Genomic DNA, 20,621 nt, shown 5'->3' with positions numbered 1-20,621 from the left:
AATGAAAAGAAATCTTATTCTGGTTTTCCTGCTTGTAACATCATGCATCCTTATGTCAGGATGCACGGAAAGTACAGGCCCTGAAGTCACACTAATAGACGAGAATTATGATGCCCAAAAGGACTATTTTACCCATAAGGTCGATGTTGAATACGCAAAGGGGTTCACTGTAGAATATTTTAACAACTACAAACTGGTCACAGTTGCAGAACCCCAGTCAGATGTTGAATATTCCTATATCCTGGTACAGAAAGGTACCCCGGTTCCTGAACACGATAGTGATTCTATTGTAATTGAAGTTCCTGTCGACAGTGTTGCTGCACTTTCCACAACACAGCTCCCGGCTCTTGAGATCATAGAAGAGCTTGATAAACTCAAAGCCGTCAGCGCATTTACCTACATCAACTCAGCCCCGGTAAGAGAAATGATAGATGAGGGAAGCGTAGAGGAAGTAGGCACTGGCAGCTATATGAACACGGAGTCAATGGTCAGAATAAATCCTGAGCTTGTACTGACTCTCACCACAGGCATACCCTATGATGATGAACATATAAACACCCTTATAGACCTGGGCTTAAAGCCTGTCGTGATCAACGAATACAAGGAAGAAACACCTCTCGGTCAGGCAGAATGGCTAAAATTCATATCTCTTTTCTTCAACGGAGAGGAGCAGGCAAACGACTACTTCACCCAGGTCTCAGAAGATTACATGGAACTTGCTGAAAAGACCAGCTCCATTGAAGAAAGGCCAACCGTCATGAGTGGTATGGCATGGCAGGGAATGTGGTACGTCCCTGGTGGAAAAAGCTTCATAGCCCAATACATAGATGATGCCGGTGCATCCTATTTCTGGCAGGAGGATGATCACACAGCCAGTGTTCCTCTTGATTTTGAAGCCGTGTTTGACAAGGGCAAGGAAGCAGACTACTGGGTCACTTCATCAATGTGGAACAGCATTGATGATGCCGAAAGTGAAGACGCTCTCTATCTTGAATTTAAATCCCTGACCAATGAAAATGTATTTACCAGCTATGCGAAGGTCAATGAAAATGGCGGGAACGACTACTATGAATCAGGTACAGTCAGGCCAGACCTGGTACTTGCTGATTTTGTAAAAATGTTCCATCCGGAAATGGTCCCGGATCATGAATTTGTTTACCACAAGCAGGTAGAAGCAAGTTCCGGAGGCAGTGAAGAGTGATTAGCGAGGTGCGATCAGGGAATGATTCCGGCAGGACATTTCTGCTGATGGTATGTTTCCTGATTGCATTCTGTATCTTTTTCCTGCTTGACCTGGTATTGGGATCGGTGAGCATACCCCTGCAAGATACCTTTGCAGTACTGACGGGCAATGTTCATGCAGATGAATCTTGGCGGACCATAATCATGGAGCTAAGGCTTCCAAGGGTTTTTGCAGCAACCTTTGGCGGTGCTGCACTGGCTGTTGCTGGCCTGCTCATGCAGACCCTTTTCAGGAACCCCCTTGCAGGGCCTTTTATCCTGGGAATCAGTTCCGGTGCAAGCCTGGGTGTTGCCCTGATAATCCTCCTTATAGGAGGAGTGACAGCAGCAACGCTTCCCCAGCTCTTAAGAAGCCTGGGCCTATTTGGAAGTGCTGCGATTGCTGTGGCAGCATTTCTGGGATCTTCAGCCGTACTCATGATAGTCCTTTTTGTTTCACGCAAGATTGAAAGCAGTGTGACTATACTCATACTTGGCCTGATGTTCGGTTACATCACCAGTTCTCTGGTCACGGTCCTGGTGCACTTCAGTGATCCCGAAAAAGTAAAAGCATTTTCAGAATGGACCTTCGGGACATTTGATATCAGGTGGGCAGAGGTTGGCATACTTGTTCCCACCATAGTAATTGCCCTGATCCTGTCGTTTTTGCTCACAAAACCCCTTAATGCATTGCTGCTTGGTGAAAACTACGCTGCAAGCATGGGCATGAACTTCAAAGCCACAAGGACATATCTTATAATAATCACAGCACTGCTCGCAGGAGTTGTCACTGCCTTCTGCGGCCCTATCGCTTTTCTGGGTGTCGCAGTTCCTCACCTTTGCAGGGGAATATTCGTAACTGCAGATCACAGGATACTCGTACCCGGATGCATCATTCTTGGTGCAGGGCTGGCATTGTTTGCAGATATGGTCGCACATCTTCCGGGGAGTAACCTGACACTACCCCTGAGTGCTGTAACATCCATGCTTGGTGCGCCTGTAATCATATGGGTAATCCTTCGCGGAAGTAAAACAGGAAGAGGGGTCACGGTATGACATTAGTCCCACTGCTTTCTGCAAACGATCTTTCTATTGGCTATACCCACCGGAAAAAATCCTCCACAGTTGTCTCGGAGAAACTCAATATTGACCTGATGCCGGGAGAGATGGTTTGTCTTATAGGTCCCAACGGAGCTGGTAAGTCCACTTTGATAAGGACAATCATAGGTATGCAGCCATCCCTTACAGGAGATATTATACTGGGTGGCAGATCCCTCAAGGAATTCACAGCTATCGAAAAAGCAAGATTCCTGAGTGTCGTGCTGACATCCCAGACAAACATCTCACATTTCAGGGCATTTGATGTTGTAGCCTTGGGACGCTATCCTTATACAGGCTGGTCAGGTGGATTATCAGATGAGGACAGGAAGATAGTATCATCCTCACTGGATGCAGTAGGTGCTGCCAAACTTTCCTCCCGCTATATGTCCGAGCTAAGTGACGGTGAAAAACAAAAGATAATGATTGCAAGGGGGCTTGCCCAGGACCCTTCGGTACTCGTGCTCGACGAGCCCACTGCATACCTTGACCTCCCCCATAAGATAGAGATCATGCGAATACTGAAATTACTCTCAAGGCATCCCGGAAGAGCAGTACTGTTATCGATACATGATCTTGATATCGCCATGCGTACAGCCGACAGAATATGGTTATTCAATAAGGACGGAGAGTTCTTTTCCGGTGCTCCTGAAGACCTGGTGCTGCAAGGTGCTTTTGGTTCTGCTTTTGAAATGGGCGGGGTTCATTTTGACAGGGAAAAAGGAATGTTCATCATTCCTCCTGAAAAAAGAGGAGAGATCGCTCTAACGGGAAATAGTGGAGTAGAGCGAATCTGGACAACGCATGCACTTGAGCGTGCAGGATACAGCGTATCCAAAAATGGCAATGCTGGGATGACAATAGAAATTGGGAATTATACGGACATTGCCTGCTGGAAATTTGCAAACAACGGGGATAGGCATGAATTCTCTACCATTGCAGAGATGATCAAGTTTCTCAAATGTCTCCACAACAATGGGGAACAGAAGAAACATTCACCTGTCGAAAGCATGGATCAGGAATTTGATAAAGCCGTACTTAACGAGGTCTGCTTCTCATGAAAATCACTTTTGACATAATCATACTGATAAATCTCTTTTCAAAAACAAAAGGAGGAATCGGATACCGATGATCCAGATTGCACTTTACGGAAAAGGTGGTATAGGGAAATCCACAGTTTCGGCTAACCTTTCGGCTGCACTGGGGGAGCGTGGAAATCGCGTCCTGCAGGTTGGCTGTGATCCAAAACACGATTCCACCAGGCTTCTTCTGGGCGGTGCATCGATACCTACCGTACTGGATTACATACGCGAAAAACTTCCCGAAGAGAGAATTCTGGAAGACATTCTGTTCGAAGGGTATGCAGGTGTTGCCTGCGTTGAAGCAGGTGGACCGGAACCCGGGGTTGGCTGTGCGGGACGTGGTATACTGACTACCTTCGAAGTTCTTGAGAATCTCGGGATACAGGAGATACCTTTCGATATAACGATCTATGATGTGCTGGGTGATGTGGTATGCGGCGGCTTTGCAGTTCCCATCAGGAGGGAATATGCCAACGCTGTTTTTCTTGTAACTTCAGGCGAGTATATGGCACTATATGCCGCTAACAATATTCTTCGGGGAATCAAGAATTTTGATGAGGCATCTCCCCGTGTGGCAGGTATAATCCATAATAGCAGGGGACTTGAACATGAAGATGAAAAAGTAAAGGCTTTTGCAAAAGCAGTCAAGTTGCCGATAGTTGTCTCAATTCCCAGAAGTGAATACTTTGCTGAAGCTGAAAAACAGGGAAAAACGGTTGTCAGTATGTATCCCGAGTCAAGCCCGTCTGTACTGCTCAAACAGCTTGCTGACCATGTGAAAAAAATATCAAAAGGAAGCGCGCAACTATTTTCTGCCAGCCCTCTTACAAACAGTGAAATGGAAGCACTGGTGCTTGGCAGAACCCGGGAAACCGGACAAAAACACTATCATTTAAAACCGGATGTTTCTGCCAAAAAAGCAGATGGTAATTCTCTTTCCTCTGGCAAAAGAATGAATTTCTTCACGAAAAGTGTGAAGAATAAGCAGCCACTGCAAGGCTGCTCATTTGCAGGTGCGGTAAGCGCCACCTCCCAGATAAAGGATGCACTGACTATTGCTCACGGTCCGGGAAGCTGCTCCCATATCGTTTCCCACTTTCTCAGTACCACATTGCTGAACGCAAATACAAGATACGGAACAGCCATATCCGAACACGGGGAAAAGTCCCTCGTTTCAACAGACATGGATGAAAAAGCATTCATTTTCGGAGGGGGTGAAGAGCTCAATTCCTGTCTTGAAAATGCAGCTTCAAACGGATGGGACAATATTTTTGTGGTAACTACCTGTCCTTCAGGCCTGATAGGTGATGATATTGAACATACTATTTTAGCTGTTAAACGAAAGTTCCCCGATAAAAAAATAATTCCCGTGCCTGTTGATGGAAACCTTGCAGGCGACTTTGCACAGGGCCTTGTAGAAGGTAGCCGGGTAGTCGCTGACATGATCGATCCTGACGTTGAGAAGGAAAAGGGATTGGTCAACATTATCGGAGAAAAAACACTTTCAGATAATCTTAATTCGAATTTTGAAACCATTAAAGAACTTCTGGGAAAACTGGATGTAAAAGTGAATTGTCGTTTTCTTGCAAACACAGGCATTGAAAACATAAAGAACTTCAAAAAAGCGGAACTGAACATTCTGGCACACCGGGAATTGGCATATAACGGTGAATCGGGTGGAGTCATGGCAGAAATGCTCACTTCAAAGCTTGGAATCAATTTCTTTGACCTTCCTTTCCCGATAGGTTTCAGGGAAAGCTCGCAGTGGGTTGAATTGCTTGGTGAGACATTCAACAGGGAATCCAAAGCAAGAAGCCTGATACTGAAGGAAAAAATGCTTTATGACGGGGAAATCTCAGGACTTCGCCAGTTTTTGAAAGGAAAACGTGTCCTGATCAGTGCTTACAATCCCAATCTGGACTGGATAATCGATACTATACTGGACCTTGGTATGATAATAGTAAGGGTCGGCCTTGTGACAGCAGTAAGTCCCATAGATTTCAGGAGCCAGCATATAGGCATTTTACCTGTGGAATATGAGTATAATGCCGAAAAAAGGGAAAAGGATATCGAGACATTGAGTCCTGACCTTGTACTGTCGAATTATCCGCCTTTGATCTCCAGAGAAGGCGTTCACCACGATGCCATTCCATTTTCACCGGATGTAGGATTCAGGAGCGGCCTCAACCTGGCCCGGCGATGGAGCAGGCTTATGAGACTGCCTGTCGTGGAAGGATGGAAGCTTGACGGAGGAGATGCATCATGACGCTGACAGCAGATGCTTTTACGGGTTCCCTGCTGGCAGTGGAAGGTATAAAAGATGCTATCGTCGTGCTCAATGGTCCCACAGGATGTAAATTCTACCATTCCCACATATCCGACTGCCAGTATCCAAGGGCTTCTTCCTTTGATCCCCTCGGGTATATAGAAGAATTCTATTTCGGACAACCACGTGTTCCATGTACCTATCTGGAAGGTGATGATTACGTTGCAGGTTCAACCGACAAACTCCAGAGGATTCTTCCTGCAATTGCTTCGAAAAATGCCGATCTGATAGTTGTTGTTAATTCCCCTGGTGCTTCATTGATAGGAGATGACCTTAAACGCTTCATGGAAGATGCAGGGCTTTCCCGGAGATGTCTTGCAATTGAAAATGCTGGATATTCTTCCGCAATTTGTGAAGGATTCGAACATACTGTAATTGAAATTCTTAAATGGATGAAACTAGGCAGGTCTCAAAATTGTTCCGGGAAAGTGAATCTTATCGGGATGTCACTTTACCACAGTAACTGGGATAGTTCGGTAGATGAATTGAAAAGACTGCTTTCTTACCTGGATGTTGAAGTTGAAACCGTCATATGTGCCGGAACAAGCACGTATGAAATTCGCAGGTCTGCATCAGCTGCATATAACCTGGTAGTTTTTCCGGAATATGGCCTGAAGATCGCACAATGGTATGAGAAAAAACTCGGTATCCCTTACGTAGTATCTCCTAAAGGAGCACCTGTCGGTTATGATGCAACCGGACAGTGGCTCAAATCCGTAGCATCAGCGATGTCTCTTGATCCCTCGCCAGGGATTGAGAAGCTTACAAAAGAGCGCAAAAAGCATTACCATAAGATTGCCCGCTTCCATTCCCTCACAGGACTGCCCAAAGGTGCCACGTTTGCGATTAATGCGGACAGCTCTGTCGTTCTACCAGTAATGAAGTGGTTGTACGAGTACCTGGGAATGGTACCTGCCGGAGTGAAAACCCTTCCGGGAGGAGATCCGGAAATTGAAGCCCGGATTAAGGATTTTCTTGATGAGAAAGGCTTCGGTGATAACTGGAATGTTTTCAGTGAATGCCTTCCGGTAGATGTAGTACTTGCAGACGGTCACAGTGTCAAAATGATGCGGGAAGAGAGGCTTTGCAGGACCGGCGTGGAGATAGCACTTCCCTCATCAGGATACCTGAATTTCCTTCCAAGGACTTACATGGGAATCCACGGCTCACTGTTCCTGCTGGAAGAGATATTCAACGGACTCAGGGTGATGCCCTGAGGCATTTTTACTTTTTATGACTCTTCAAGGGTTGTAACAAAATCAGGAGGAAAGAACAAATGGAGAATTTAAGTACAGGACATGAAATAAAAAAAAACCCAAAGACAGCTATCCTGCTGGTAACCACCGGCACTACCGGGGATGGAGCAAAACAGATACTCGATAATTGCGTTGGTGCGTTTAAAAACGCATATCCCGGTGCAGTGATGCGCTATGCCATTGCATCAGAACTTGTCAGGCAGATAATGGCTGAGGATGGGATAATAGAGAGAAGTCCGCTTGGAGCATTAGCAGACCTTCTGGATGAAGGTTTCTCAAAAATAATAGTACAGCCTCTGTATATTACACCAGGAGACGGATTGCACTCACTATATACCGTAGTCAGCAGCCTTAACAATTTCTCAGGTAAACATGGCTCACTTGGTATCGACGGCATACTGATAGGCAAGCCACTCCTGATGGATACAAAGGATTACGTTTCAGCAGCAGAAGCTTTGTCTTCATATTTCGGAAATCCGGGGGACAATGAAGCATTAGTTCTGGTTTCATCCATGGATGAAGGCGGCGCTGATCCTTCCCTTTGTCAGCTTCAGCTTGTCATGGACGACATTACAGGTGGCAAAATCATTGTCGGCAGCTCTTACGGGTATCCGGGAGCTGACTGGGTAATGAAACGCCTTGAACACATTAATGCCAAAAAGGTCACACTTGCCCCCCTCGCATTGATACCTGGAAAGCATGCCCATTATGAGCTGAGCGGTGAAAATGCGAACTCATGGAAAAATAAGCTAGAAGCTGCCGGATATTCAGTTTCCATAAGTGAGAAGGTTCTTGCCGAATCTGCCGAAATAGCAGGTTTGCTTATTGAATCTCTTGCCGAAACCGGAAAAAGTCACGGTTTTCTTTAAAATGTAAATGCTAAAAGGATTTGTCTGCGATTGCCACACAAAGTTTGACAGATCCGGCATTTGGGAAAACAAAGAGAAGACAACGACTAAAATTAATCAGACACAAAGTCAATGTCTTCTCATTTTTATTTTTGTTATTTGATTTAGTCTGCCCCACAAAAATCAACAGAAAAGGGATAATATGAGAATAGTGGATATTGGAGCCGGTACGGGAGCAAACCAGTCATTTCTGAAAGCGGAAAAAGCACTGCAATCATCAGGATACGATGTAGAAGTATTTTCTTTCAGTTCTGAAAACCTTGACTCTGATGAAAGGATGTTTCAGGAATGCCTGGGCCTGATTAAATCGGCAGACTTTATTGTTTTGAGGTTGCATGGAGGAACGGCTTACTTTAAGAAATTCCCGCGGATGAAAGAAATCCTGCTAAGTCTGGATGCACCCATATTCATTCAGAGTGAAATTCAGGAAGAAATGCACGAACTTAAATACCTGTTCAAATTAGCTGACAGTAACTTCAATATCGTAAATACCTATATCCAGCTCGCCGGAGAAGAGAACTCAAAAGCTCTTTTCCTGTGGGCTCTCAAGTATCTTGCCAATCTTGATATTTCCGTACCCGAACCAATATATCCTAAAATAGATGGTGTTTACCACCCGGATTTTGAAAAGGACATTTCACTTGAAGATTATATAGGGAAACTGGATTCATGCAGACCTACTGTCGGAATCATGTTCTGGCAGGGTCAGTGGCTTACAGGTGACCTGAAAGCTGTTGATGCGTTGATCCGTTCACTGGAAATCGAAGGCATGAGCGTACTACCTGTTTTCTGCCAGTCAGCTCCGAATACTGTCACCGGTTCCCTTGGTGTGCGGAAAGTTGTGGAACAATATTTTATAAAAGACAATCAGACAATAATAGATGTACTGATATTGAATATGGGATTCTCTCAGCTCTCCCTTTCATCTCCGGGTGACGGAAAGACAAAGGAGGCGATCTTTAATTTCTTTAATCTGCTTGATGTGCCTGTTTTGCAGGCAATGACAACTTATTATTCTTATGATGAATGGAATGAAAGCATCCAAGGTCTCGGAGCCATGGAGATTTCTTCAAATATTGTATGGCCTGAGTATGACGGGCAGATCATAACAGTTCCGATAGCCTCCATAGAAAGTGGTGAAGGGCACGGTACAAGGGAAGCTGTCCCCATAATGCCAAGGATATCCAAAGTTGCAAGACTTGCAAAGAAATGGGCACAGCTACGGAAAACTCCTGTAAGTGAAAGAAAACTTGCAATTATTTTGCACCAGAATCCTCCCCGCAGTGATGGCATCGGAGGTGCCTTCGGACTTGATGCACCCCAGAGCGTTGTGGAAATGCTTGGCAGTCTCAGGAAAGCAGGTTACAATGTGGAAAACATTCCTGAGAACGGAAATGAAGTCGTAGAAGAAATTCTTGCCGGAGTGAGCAATGATTGTGAATGGCTCTCTCCCGAAGACATGAAAACAAGAGCTTCTGCTTTGATTCCTGAATCACAATACAGGGAATGGTTTGAGACTATCCCACAACTTCCTGCCAGTCAGATCTGCAGGGACTGGGGAGAGCCACCAGGTGACTTTTTTGTATGTGATAAATCCCTTGTAATACCGGGTGTGAAGAACGGCAATATTTTCATTGGACTGCAACCTCCAAGAGGTTTTCTGGAACAGGTTGAGACCATGTATCATAATACAGATCTAGTCATGCCACACCATTATCTGGCATACTACAGATGGCTGAAGGAAGAGTTCGGAGTCCATGCAATAATTCATCTGGGTACGCACGGAACTCTTGAATGGCTTCCTGGAAAGGCAGTGGGAATGTCTGACAATTGTTTCCCTGATATCGTACTGGACGATATACCCAATCTGTATCCATATATAATGGACAACCCCGGAGAGGGAATACAGGCCAAAAGACGTAGCTGGGCCGTTATACTGGATCACCTTATACCTGCAATGGCAAGAGCGGACGGCTACGATGCGATACTTGATCTTGAAATTAAACTTCAGGACTACTTCAGGGCCAAAAGCGGTATTGAGAATGTCAAGACCGAACAGCTTCTAGAGGACATATATCATGATATCATTGAACTTGAGCTGCTGAACGACCTCCATCTCAAAAATGATATCACTCCCGAAGAGATCGAAACTGAGCTTGAAAGACTCTATGATTACCTCTGTGATGTCAAAGACAATATCATAAAGGACGGGCTTCACATCTTTGGCAGGGCTCCTTCCGGGAAACGCTTCGAGGAAATGGTTTACAGTCTTACAAGGATTAAGAACGGACAGGTACCTTCCCTGCGTGAAAGTATTGCGAGAAATATGGGACTTGAACTCAGGGATCTGCAGGATAATCCTGCAGAGCTGCATCTCGGAAAAGGGAATCTGAAAGGAATTTTACTTGAAGAGGTTGACGAGCTTGCCAAGGAACTCATCGATAAGATGGGTGAGAGGAATTATGATTCCAAACAGTGTTTCACAATTTGCGATGCACATTTCCCGAATCATAATGAGAAAATCAGGCAGGTTGTTTCCCACATTTGTGCTTCTATCGCTCCGAATTTAAGAAAAAGTACAGAGGAAATGCTGAACTGTATGAGAGGACTTGACGGAGCTTATGTGCCCCCTGGCCTCTCGGGATCTCCTACACGTGGAAATTCCCACCTTATTCCGACCGGAAAGAATTTCTATTCCATTGATCCTGCGGTAATCCCGACCCCGGCATCCTGGGAAGTCGGAAAAGGACTTGCAGAACAGATGATTGAGAAGCATATCAATGAAGAGGGAACCTATCCTGAGAGTGTGGGTATTGTGGTCTTCGCAACCGATACCATGAAAACCGGTGGTGATGACATTGCCTATATACTCTGGCTCATGGGTTTGCGTCCCTTGTGGTCTGCAAGGGGTGGTGTCATAACAGGTCTTGAGGTTATACCCCTGGAAGAGCTGGGACGACCCAGGGTAGATGTCACACTGCGCATCAGTGGGCTTTTCCGTGACGCTTTCCCAAACCTTGTGGATTTGATCGATGAAGGTGTTGAAACAATTGCCATGCTGGACGAGTCTGATGATGAAAACTATCTCCGGAAGCACCTTCAACAGGACCTGATAGATTCGATAAAGGAGGGGTTGAGTAAGCAGGAAGCTCAGGAGAGGGCTCTGGTCAGGATATTTGGCTGTCCTCCGGGAACATACGGTGTTGGTGTCGGTGAACTTGTCGAATCATCCAAATGGTCAGAGAAAAAAGACCTTGCTGATACGTATGTTACATGGGGAGCACACGCTTACACGCGTAAGCTTAAAGGTGAAAAAATGCCGGATCTCTTCAAGCAGCGTCTTGCCCGCCTGGATGTAACCGTAAAGAACCATAATTCCAGAGAAATGGACATACTCGATAATGACGATGATTTCATGTATCATGGAGGAATGGTAGCAAGCGTTAATACTTATGGTAATAAAAACCCGGTTTCAGTTGTCGGTGATAGTTCAGACCCGGACCGCCTGAAGACAAGAACCATTGACGAGGAAGGACGCTTCGTATTCAGAAGCAGGATACTGAATCCTAAATGGCTTGAAGGCCTCAAACCACACGGTTATCGTGGAGCACAGGAACTGTCAGCAATGGTGGATTATGCATTCGGATGGGATGCCACTGCCGACATGATGGACGATTGGATGTATCAGGCTGTAAGTGAAAAGTTCCTTTTTGATGAAGAAACAAAACAGTGGATAGAGGAAAATAACCCTTATGCACTTCGTCAGATGGCAGGAAGATTGCTGGAAGCAGTACAAAGGGGGATGTGGGATGCCGATGATGAGACAGTTCAAAAGCTAACTGAAATATATCTGGAAACCGAGGATATACTTGAAGGAATGAACTTAATCTATAGGCCGCTGCTACGTTAAGCAAAAAAGTAAAAGAAATCCGGAACTCCGGATTTCACAAGATGTGAATTATTTCACACTGTATTAAATTATATTAAGGTCCATTTCGTGGTATTTGGTAGTAGTAATGGGTTCCCAAGTAGTTGTATTGTACTCATAGTACCTAAACTGTATAGTCTGATCTTCTTCGACATCATTAAGTCCAAGGCCATATGAGGTCTTTACATTGTCTATGTAAATGAACCATGCCTTATTGTTTGCATAGTCATCAGAAACCCCATTAATATCTACAAGATAGAAAGATCCATAGTCATCATACCAGTAATCAGTTGCATTAAAGGTCAGTATATTATCGTCCTCAGCTGCTTGAAGGGCGCCAAGATCTGTCATTCGATCAACTGTGTAACTGGCACTTGCATTGTTTGAAGGGATGAATGAAAATGTACCTACTTCTAGATCTATATCTTCTTCAATTTCCCATGCAAATGCTGGCACAGTGAGCAATGCTACTGCAAGAAGTGCGACAATTGCTATTTTTCCAATTAATTCGGTTTTCATCAATTATTTCTCCTTTAATTTAAGGATGAAGGTAATTGAAAAGTAAATCATAGCTGAATTATTTGATCAGTATTTTCACATTCCAATTACTTTACATCCATGATTAAAATATATTAGATATCTAGTATAAAAAAGTTATCGATACACTAATAAATATATGTTTTAATGATAATGTTTATAAGTCTTTGAAGCAACATGACGCTTGATGACGGCGATTTCAACTTCTATTCCAGCACAGTTGCACTTGTGAAGAACTATGTATAACAAGAATACACTCTTTGTTGTAGATGACAGTTCTAACCCTGAAACCCTCAAAACAAAAACTGTGGATTCGGGAAAATAATCCTTATTCACTTTTCCTGATGCTAAGAAACTTAAAGGAAGTATTATAGGGATCTATACAGGATGTTGATTATGAAAAGGGGCAAATCTTAATGAAGATATGTCTGGTGACATACTTTGAAGGAATAACAGCTCAATAAGCACAAATCACACGTTCTGAATGGAATAATACGGTGGAACCATGGGAAACCAGTATATTGGACGCATTTATTCATATTATAATTATACTTAACTAATTTTCTAAATTAAATTTCTGAAATTGATAATAAGCATTGTTTAACTTAATCATGTAATTTTCTTGATTAAAAGATTATATCGGTTTTTAGCTGCACATATTAGTTTAAATGCTAACAAATATTAACTTATTATTACTTCAAAAGATAATGTATCTTAGCTAAAAAATTATGCTTAAATCAAATAATGAGTTTCGAAATTATTGATAAGAAATGAAATATTCGTATGTAAATTTGCATGCGCATTTCATGCTTATTAAAAATTGATGTGGTAGAAATACAACAACAAATTCCAAAAAGTAATTAACTAAATGGAAAGCTCAAAGCAATAGCACTTCCATCGATGTTGTATAGAGCCTCATTATGTTAAGTAATCTATATCAGTTGGCATATATATCTCTAAGAGAAGTGTGGAAACAATGTCCTTAAGAAAGTACATGATTGGAGGGGCTAATATTAAAGTGTTGAGAATTTCAACATTTGTCTTTTTTATAGAAAGCTAATCACCTGCTCAACTATCGAAACACTGATTCTTCAAGTTTTCCCAACTGGTAACAAATAGATAAAGGAGATAAAAATGATAACAAAGGGAAAAAAAGGAAGTCTCACTTTTATTATGGGGATCTTGCTGATATTACTACTATTGCCATCAGCAGCATCTGCATCTGATTGGGAAACATTCCAGAAAGATAATTACAACAATGGAATAACATCTGACAAAGCACCGATTACCAACCCTGTTGGAAACGGCATCTCATGGGAAAATTCCTATACACTTGGTGGTTCTTGGTCGGGTTTCGATAACGTACCTTTAGTCATAGGCGATATTGTATACATGGTCGGTGACGACAATAAGCTGAGGGCAATCTACAAGGTTAACGGCACTGAAAAGTGGGCAACTTCCACAAGTGGTGGTCGCGTACTTGGAAACATGGCTGCAGGAAATGGCAGTATATTTGTTCCCACCAGTGATGGGAATATGTTCGCTATCGATATGTACACGGGTACTGTTCAGTGGTCTGCAACCGAAACAGGGCAGATCATAACACCTGTGATCTATGAAGACCACAGGATATATTTCGGTGACATGAATGCCCAAAAATACTTCTGCTACAACGATAACGGAACAAAAGTATGGGAACGTGCTACAACAACAGGTGGCACTTACTACTGGGCAGGTGCTGCACCTATAGGTGACTGTCTTATCTATGGAGATGATGCAGGTTACCTTGTTTCCGTGTACAAAGCTAATGGTACTCTTGTTGATTCTCTCGATGTATCCACCGAATTTGGTGTCACTGCAAATGAGATCAGGTCAGCAGTCAACTATGTTGAAGATCTGGATCGGATCTACTTCACTTCCAAAAGCGGATATGTATATGCTCTGGGTATGAATCCAGATGGAACTTTTGATACTACAGATAAGGCTCATGAAAACATAGGCTACAGTACTTCCACACCTGTGGTCTACAAAGGTAAGGTGTATGTGGGATGTAGCGGTGGATTACACTGTCTTTATGCAAACAACCTCACAAAGGACTGGCACTTCCCGGTAAGTGGACAGGTTCAGTCATCCCCTGTCATAAGTACGGCATACGATGACGGTGACGGTGAGATCTACATCTACTTTACCGAAAACTGGGGAGCAGATGGTGTATTCTGCATCAACGAGTCTGGAGTTGAGCAGTGGTCTTATGGAGATATAGCAAAGACAGAATACACACTTTGCGGTGTAGCGATCTCAGACGGCTGGATATTCTTCGGCACAGATGCTGATTATGCTTTCGGTTTTGCAACAGCCGATTCAATAGCTGAAGAACCTAATACAATCTATATTGACGACAACATGAATCTGCAGGATGTGATCTACGCTGCAGAGAATGGTGACACAATCATGATGGCACCAGGTACCTATTATTTCTCACTGCCTTGGTATAACGCAGGAGAGACGGCACTGTACATCAATAAAAGCGACCTGACTTTCATGGCTGATGGCGGAGAAGTTATCATTACTGATGATGCAAGCAGTACCTATTCCCTCATCATCAGTGGTAGGGAGAATGCCAGTGATACTTTAGGTTGTGATGCTTCAGGAACAGCTTTCTATGGAATCACTTTTGATGGAGTAGATAAAATAGGCAGATCTATTGAAGACTGGCTAGTAAATCAAGATGGAACCAGTCTAAGGTTTGAAGACTGTACAATCAACGGTAACTATGTGACCTTGACTCACAATTCAGTAATAAAGAGTTGTAGTTTAGATCTTGGTACTAAATATGTATATATTGAAGGTGATAATGTACTGTTTGAGGATAATGTAGGCAGCAATACAAAATTAAAAGGTGGATCCTACGCAAATAAACTTTCTATTTCAGCTGACTGCGTTAATGTAACTATCAGAAACAATAAACTGACGAATTCCTATATAAGCTACAAATATGGAGATTGCCTGTTTGAAAATAATGTCATTGATGGAAGTGGCTTTTATATCTATGGGAATGCATCCAATGTCATCAGGGACAATGAACTCAGTGGCGGCTCTATGAAATTGGAAGGCCAGGTTTACAATAATGATATGAGCTATACCGGAACTTCCACCAGTAAGTATGTTCAGTTCTATGAAGGTGGAACTTATTATCTTAACAATATTGAGGGCAATTTCGCAGCCCCTAGATTATATCCTGCAACATACAGTACACCTGCACCTGTAGTATACAACTATGCTGGTGCAAGCCATACAGGCCATCTCGGTAACTACTACTCAAATTATGCTGGCAATGATAACAATGGTAATGGTATTGGTGACGACAGCATGACAAGCAGCTATGGTGGTATCGAGGAATACCCACTTGTGGGTGCATGGGATGAAGCAACTGACACAATCGCAACTCCTGGCGGACTGATCTTCATCGACGAAAGCATGAACCTGCAGGATGTGATCTATGCTGCAGAGAATGGCGATACAATCATGATGGCACCCGGTACTTACAATAATTCAGGAGATCTGTATATAAACAAGAGCAGCCTGAGCTTCATAGCTAATGGAGGTGAAGTGATCATTACTCCTGATGCAGGCACTACTCCTGCCTACATTAAGCCAGGCAGGGAGAATTCAAGTGAGACCACAGGTTGTGATGGTTCAGGAATAACTTTCAATGGAATTACTATTGGTGATTTTGGACTTCGACCTGACGGTTCTGAGTACGAGCCAGACAACTTAATCCCAAATCAGATTATTAACAATTTGACATTTGAAGGTTGCACTTTCTTAGAAGGATACAATATATACGAGACGTATATCTGTCTTTATGATGATTCATCTGTACTTGATTGTACCTTCTCCGGTCTTCGTAGATTGAATGTTGAGGGTCACAACGTAAGAATTGAAGGCAACAGCGGTACAGGTCTTAATCTCTATGAAGGAGATTGGGATGTAGATGGCGTGGATATTGTAGGCCAGAATATGATTTTCCGAAATAATATATTGACTGCTGCTGATGATCTTTCTTGTTCTGCAACTTCTCTTGTCGAAAACAATGTTATTGATGGAGTGGACAAAGTCAAATTCAGAGATGGACTTGAAACCACTAACATCATTCGGAACAACACATTCCTGAATGTTACCGGTGATATGTTCTTCGACGGCACGATTTACCAGAATGAAGCAACTCTTATTGATTCAGGTGAGTATGTGTACTTTTACTACAACTCAACTGCATACCTAAACGACTTCACTTATGTTGGAGGTGTTGGAAGGGTGCAGATGCGTGAGGGCACAACTGCCTACCTGAATAATTTTAATGGAGCTTATGCATATAAACTCTATACAGGAATTAATTGTAGCACTCCTTATCCTGTAACCTACACCTACGGCGGTGTGAGTCATACCGGCTATCTCGGTAACTATTACTCAGAGTATGCAGGAATTGATACCAATGTCGATGGCGTTGGCGATGATAACATTACAAGCAGCTATGGCGGTGCTGAGGAATATCCACTCATGGGTGCATGGGACGCAGCAAGTCACAAGATAGCGATACCTCCGGAACCACCAGAAGCACCAGTTGTTTCGATTGGATCAGAAGGTGACAGGTATGTATATCTCGACTGGGATGAACCTGCAAGTGATGAGTCAATAAGCTCTTATAACATTTACAAAGGTACAAGTTCAGGAGCAGGATCACTATATGAGACCATTGCTGCAGATATCACCGGATTCATAGACCATGATGTAACCAACGGTCAAACCTACTACTATCAGGTCAGTGCGGTCAGCAGTCTTGGAGAAGGAGATCTTTCAACAGAAGTCACCGGTTCCCCGATTGCGGAAGTTGTTGATGATAGCTGGGAACACTTCATGGGTGATCTTCAGCATACCGGATACTCAAGTACACCCGGACCAAAGACCAACGCAACTCTCTGGGAATCAGCTGATATTGACGCAGAGGACGGAGCATCTATTACCATAGCTGAGGACCTTGGTCTTATGTTTGTGATCAGTGACTATAAGGAAAATTCATGGGCTACTGACGGCTATAACAACCTTTCTGCACTCGATATCAACGATGGTTCAGTTGTATGGAGTGTCACCTTTGGAAATGGCAGTAACTACAACTCCTATGATTCATGGGCCACACCGGCTTATCATAATGGTGTCGTATTTACAGCTGGAGACGGTGCAAGGTATGCTAACAACGGTACCCTCATATGGGGATCAATGCCAATGAACACCAACGGTGGTCCATTGGTTGCTGAAGGAAAGGTTATTGTTGGTAACTGGGATGGAGCGCAGTACTTCTGTCTTGATGAAGAGACCGGAGCTGAACTCTGGAACATCTCCGTAAATGGAAATGCACAGGGAACACCTGCTTACAACAACAGCTACCTGTTCCTGACATCATACGATGAGGTCAACTGTGTTGACATGGATGGAAATGTAGTATGGACAAGGGCAATTGACAATGTCATGGGCTCTGCAGCCGTAAAATACGGTCTTGTGTACATTACAACATATGATATGTCATGGGGTACCCAGTACGTCTATGCACTGGATGAGATCACTGGTGATGTTGTCTGGCAGTCAAGCATGGCTGGCCAGATGATAGGCACTGACTGTACACCAGCAGTGGCTTATGGCTATGTCTATGTCACTGCCGGTATGGCTATGATTGATCAACACACTTTCTGTTTCGATGCCTTCACAGGTGACGTTGTATGGACAAGTGACGAAGCTGGTTCATGGTTCACATCACCTGTAGTTTCTGACGGTGTTGTCTATGCAGGAGCTGAGTCTTACTTCACAGACAGTGGTGGAATGGGATCATTCACACGCACAGTTGCCTTGGATGCATTTGATGGAAGCTTGATCTGGGAATCAGATCTCGGTGGTTCAACACCTGCACTGCATAATGGTGTCCTTTACACAGTAGGATTCCAGAAGGTCTATGCCTTTGGTGAAGAAACAGGTGACTGGAACCCATGGAATGATCCGGGCTCTGACGACGGGGAACTCATTTCCTTTGCCGAGGTTATGGAAGCTTATAACTGTTTCGTGGATCAGACCGGCGCTCCGGGAACAGGCGCTGACATTGACTTTGCCACAGTGATGGTAATGTACAATGCATTCATCGATCAGGTACCAATGTGATATGAATGAAGGTGGGTGCTATCCCGCCTTTACTTTTCTTTTTAACAAAAAATTATAGAAATCTATACCTGTTTTACAGGGACAAAAGATAGTTGGCTTACCTGTTAGAGGTTAGAAGGCTTTTTCAAAGTCAAATTTTCATGAATGTTATAACAATCAATTCATACTGATTTTAACAATACGATCTTTAGTTAACACAATCTTGATGAAAATGAGTAAGGGGAAGAAACGATGAGAAATGACATAGCAGGAATGATAACCCTCACCATAATTATATCGCTGATACTATTGCTGGTGACATCAGCAGCATCGGCATCTGACTGGAAACAGTTCCAGAAAGACAAATACAATAATGGCGTTACAGTTGACAAAGCACCAAGAACCTATCCTGTTGAAAACGGAATCTCGTGGGCCGCACAACCAACAAGTCCCGGCCTAGGAGCTGGTTTTGATTCAGCTTTCATTGTAGTAGACAATATTCTTTATGTGGTGGGCCATGACCATGTTTTACGGGCACTATATATAGAAAACGGAACCCAAATATGGGAAACTTCCTCGTTTGGAGGAGGATTCCAGATAGGAAGTATTGCAGCAGGCAATGGTAGCATATTTGTTCCCACGACATCTGGTAAGTTTTTCTGTGTCAATATGAGTACAGGTGATGTGGAATGGATTGCAGATGAACGAATACCAAATCCAAGCAATCCCACAGCCTATGTAAACTATCAACTGAACACTCCCGTAGTCTATGAAGACCACAGGGTCTATTTTGGTGGTTGGGTGCCGGAGAGTTCAGGTATCGCAGATCTGTGCAAATATCACTGCTATTACGATAATGGAACAATGTGTTGGGAACGCAATACCACTACTGGAAGTGGTTACTACTGGGCAGGTGCCGCGCCTATAGGTGATTATCTGATTTATGGAGATGAAGCAGGTAAACTCGTATCAGTATACAAGTCCAATGGAACCCTCAGGGAAGAATTGGACGTATCCACAGAATTCAGTGTTTCTTCAGATCGCATCAGGTCTTCCATCTCCTATGCTGAAGAACTGAAACGCATCTACTTCACCTCAGAGGGGGGGTACATATACTCCCTTGGTCTAAATTCCAATGGAACTTTCAATACCACGGATAAGCAGCATGCATATATTTCTAAAAGTAAATCTACACCTGCCGTTTATAATGGTAGAGTATATGTAGGTTCAGGTTCTGTATGGGGTGATTCGGGAGCCGGGCTTTTCTGTCTCAATGCAACTAACCTTTCTGAGATATTCTGGGTCTATGATAATGCCACTGCTATCCAGTCATCACCAGTAGTCAGCACAGCTTATGATGACGGCGATGGTGAGGTATACATATACTTCACAACCAATGTTGAAAGCGGAACAGTATATTGTCTCAATGAATCTGGAATCGAGCAATGGACCTATACGGCACCTCCGGAAATGAACCAGTATACATTACAGGGAGTGACAATATCTGATGGCTGGCTTTTCTACGGTAATGACAGGTCATATGTTTTTGGTCTTGCGACACCTGAATCATTAGGTATCGATATTGTTGCTGACTTCTCAGCAAATGTTACCTATGGCTATGCGCCGATGACTGTGCAATTCACAGACCATTCCACAGGTGCTGAAAACTGGTTGTGGGACTTCGACAATGATGGTATTGTGGATTCCACTGAGCACAATCCACAATTTGATTATACAGTTGCAGGTACGTATAATGTGAGCTTAACTGTGACCAAAGGTCCATACAGTGATAGTGAGACAAAAAATCATTATATAACAATAAATGACTGGAACCCCTGGAATGATCCTGATTCAGATGACGGTGAAATGATCACCTTTGCCGAGGTCATGGAAGCGTATAATTGCTTTGTAGGCCAGACCGGTGCACCAAAGACAGGTGCTGACATTGACTTTGCCACTGTGATGGAAATGTACAATGCATTTGTGAGCCAGACACAAATGTAATCTTAGAGAGGGAACTACCCTTTCTTTTTCATTTATTGTGTCAGTTCTTTTATCGTTAGTTTGACATTCTAGTTGCAA

The 20,621-nt window shown here is 43.5% G+C and carries 10 protein-coding genes; 9 read left to right on the top strand and 1 reads right to left on the bottom strand.

Annotated elements, in window-relative coordinates; all coding sequences use genetic code 11:
* Position 1: 1 nt before the first annotated feature.
* From V7O62_RS00950 to cobN, 7 genes are all read left to right on the top strand, one after another.
* Positions 2–1,201, top strand: a complete 1,200-nt coding sequence (locus V7O62_RS00950) for an ABC transporter substrate-binding protein (RefSeq protein ID WP_406657146.1) — start codon at positions 2–4, stop codon at positions 1,199–1,201.
* A complete protein-coding gene (locus V7O62_RS00945) occupies positions 1,198–2,277 on the top strand; it encodes an iron chelate uptake ABC transporter family permease subunit (RefSeq protein WP_406657145.1) in 1,080 nt (359 codons plus the stop codon). Before V7O62_RS00950 ends, V7O62_RS00945 begins: the two co-directional genes overlap by 4 nt.
* Complete coding sequence (locus V7O62_RS00940) at positions 2,274–3,380, top strand: ABC transporter ATP-binding protein (protein ID WP_406657144.1); 1,107 nt, start codon at positions 2,274–2,276, stop codon at positions 3,378–3,380. Before V7O62_RS00945 ends, V7O62_RS00940 begins: the two co-directional genes overlap by 4 nt.
* Positions 3,381–3,447: 67 nt before the next feature.
* A complete protein-coding gene (locus V7O62_RS00935) occupies positions 3,448–5,667 on the top strand; it encodes a nitrogenase component 1 (RefSeq protein ID WP_406657143.1) in 2,220 nt (739 codons plus the stop codon).
* Positions 5,664–6,944, top strand: a complete 1,281-nt coding sequence (locus V7O62_RS00930) for a nitrogenase component 1 (RefSeq protein WP_406657142.1) — start codon at positions 5,664–5,666, stop codon at positions 6,942–6,944. The genes V7O62_RS00935 and V7O62_RS00930 overlap by 4 nt, the downstream gene beginning before the upstream one ends.
* Before the next feature lie 59 nt (positions 6,945–7,003).
* Entirely contained in the window at positions 7,004–7,852 is an 849-nt protein-coding gene (locus tag V7O62_RS00925) for a sirohydrochlorin cobaltochelatase (RefSeq protein WP_406657141.1), read from the top strand.
* Positions 7,853–8,033: 181 nt separating this feature from the next.
* On the top strand, positions 8,034–11,801 hold the full coding sequence (cobN, locus tag V7O62_RS00920) for a cobaltochelatase subunit CobN (RefSeq protein ID WP_406657140.1): 3,768 nt from the start codon (positions 8,034–8,036) through the stop codon (positions 11,799–11,801).
* A 63-nt stretch (positions 11,802–11,864) separates the two neighbouring features.
* Here cobN and V7O62_RS00915 read toward each other — a convergent pair whose 3' ends face one another.
* Positions 11,865–12,338: a DUF4430 domain-containing protein gene (locus tag V7O62_RS00915; RefSeq protein ID WP_406657139.1), complete on the bottom strand. Its 474-nt coding sequence runs from the start codon at positions 12,336–12,338 to the stop codon at positions 11,865–11,867.
* A gap of 1,152 nt (positions 12,339–13,490) precedes the next feature.
* Here V7O62_RS00915 and V7O62_RS00910 point away from each other — a divergent pair.
* Both V7O62_RS00910 and V7O62_RS00905 read left to right on the top strand, forming a co-directional pair.
* Positions 13,491–18,560 (top strand): PQQ-binding-like beta-propeller repeat protein, encoded by a 5,070-nt coding sequence (locus V7O62_RS00910; protein ID WP_406657138.1) that lies wholly within the window; start codon positions 13,491–13,493, stop codon positions 18,558–18,560.
* A gap of 231 nt (positions 18,561–18,791) precedes the next feature.
* A complete protein-coding gene (locus tag V7O62_RS00905) occupies positions 18,792–20,543 on the top strand; it encodes a PQQ-binding-like beta-propeller repeat protein (protein WP_406657137.1) in 1,752 nt (583 codons plus the stop codon).
* The last annotated feature ends 78 nt before the right edge of the window (positions 20,544–20,621 follow it).

Source organism: Methanolobus sp. ZRKC2, from assembly GCF_045291185.1.
In the GTDB taxonomy this organism is placed as follows: Archaea; Halobacteriota; Methanosarcinia; order Methanosarcinales; family Methanosarcinaceae; genus Methanolobus.
Note: the sequence above shows the minus strand (reverse complement) of the source record. Positions and strands in the feature narration are given on the sequence as shown.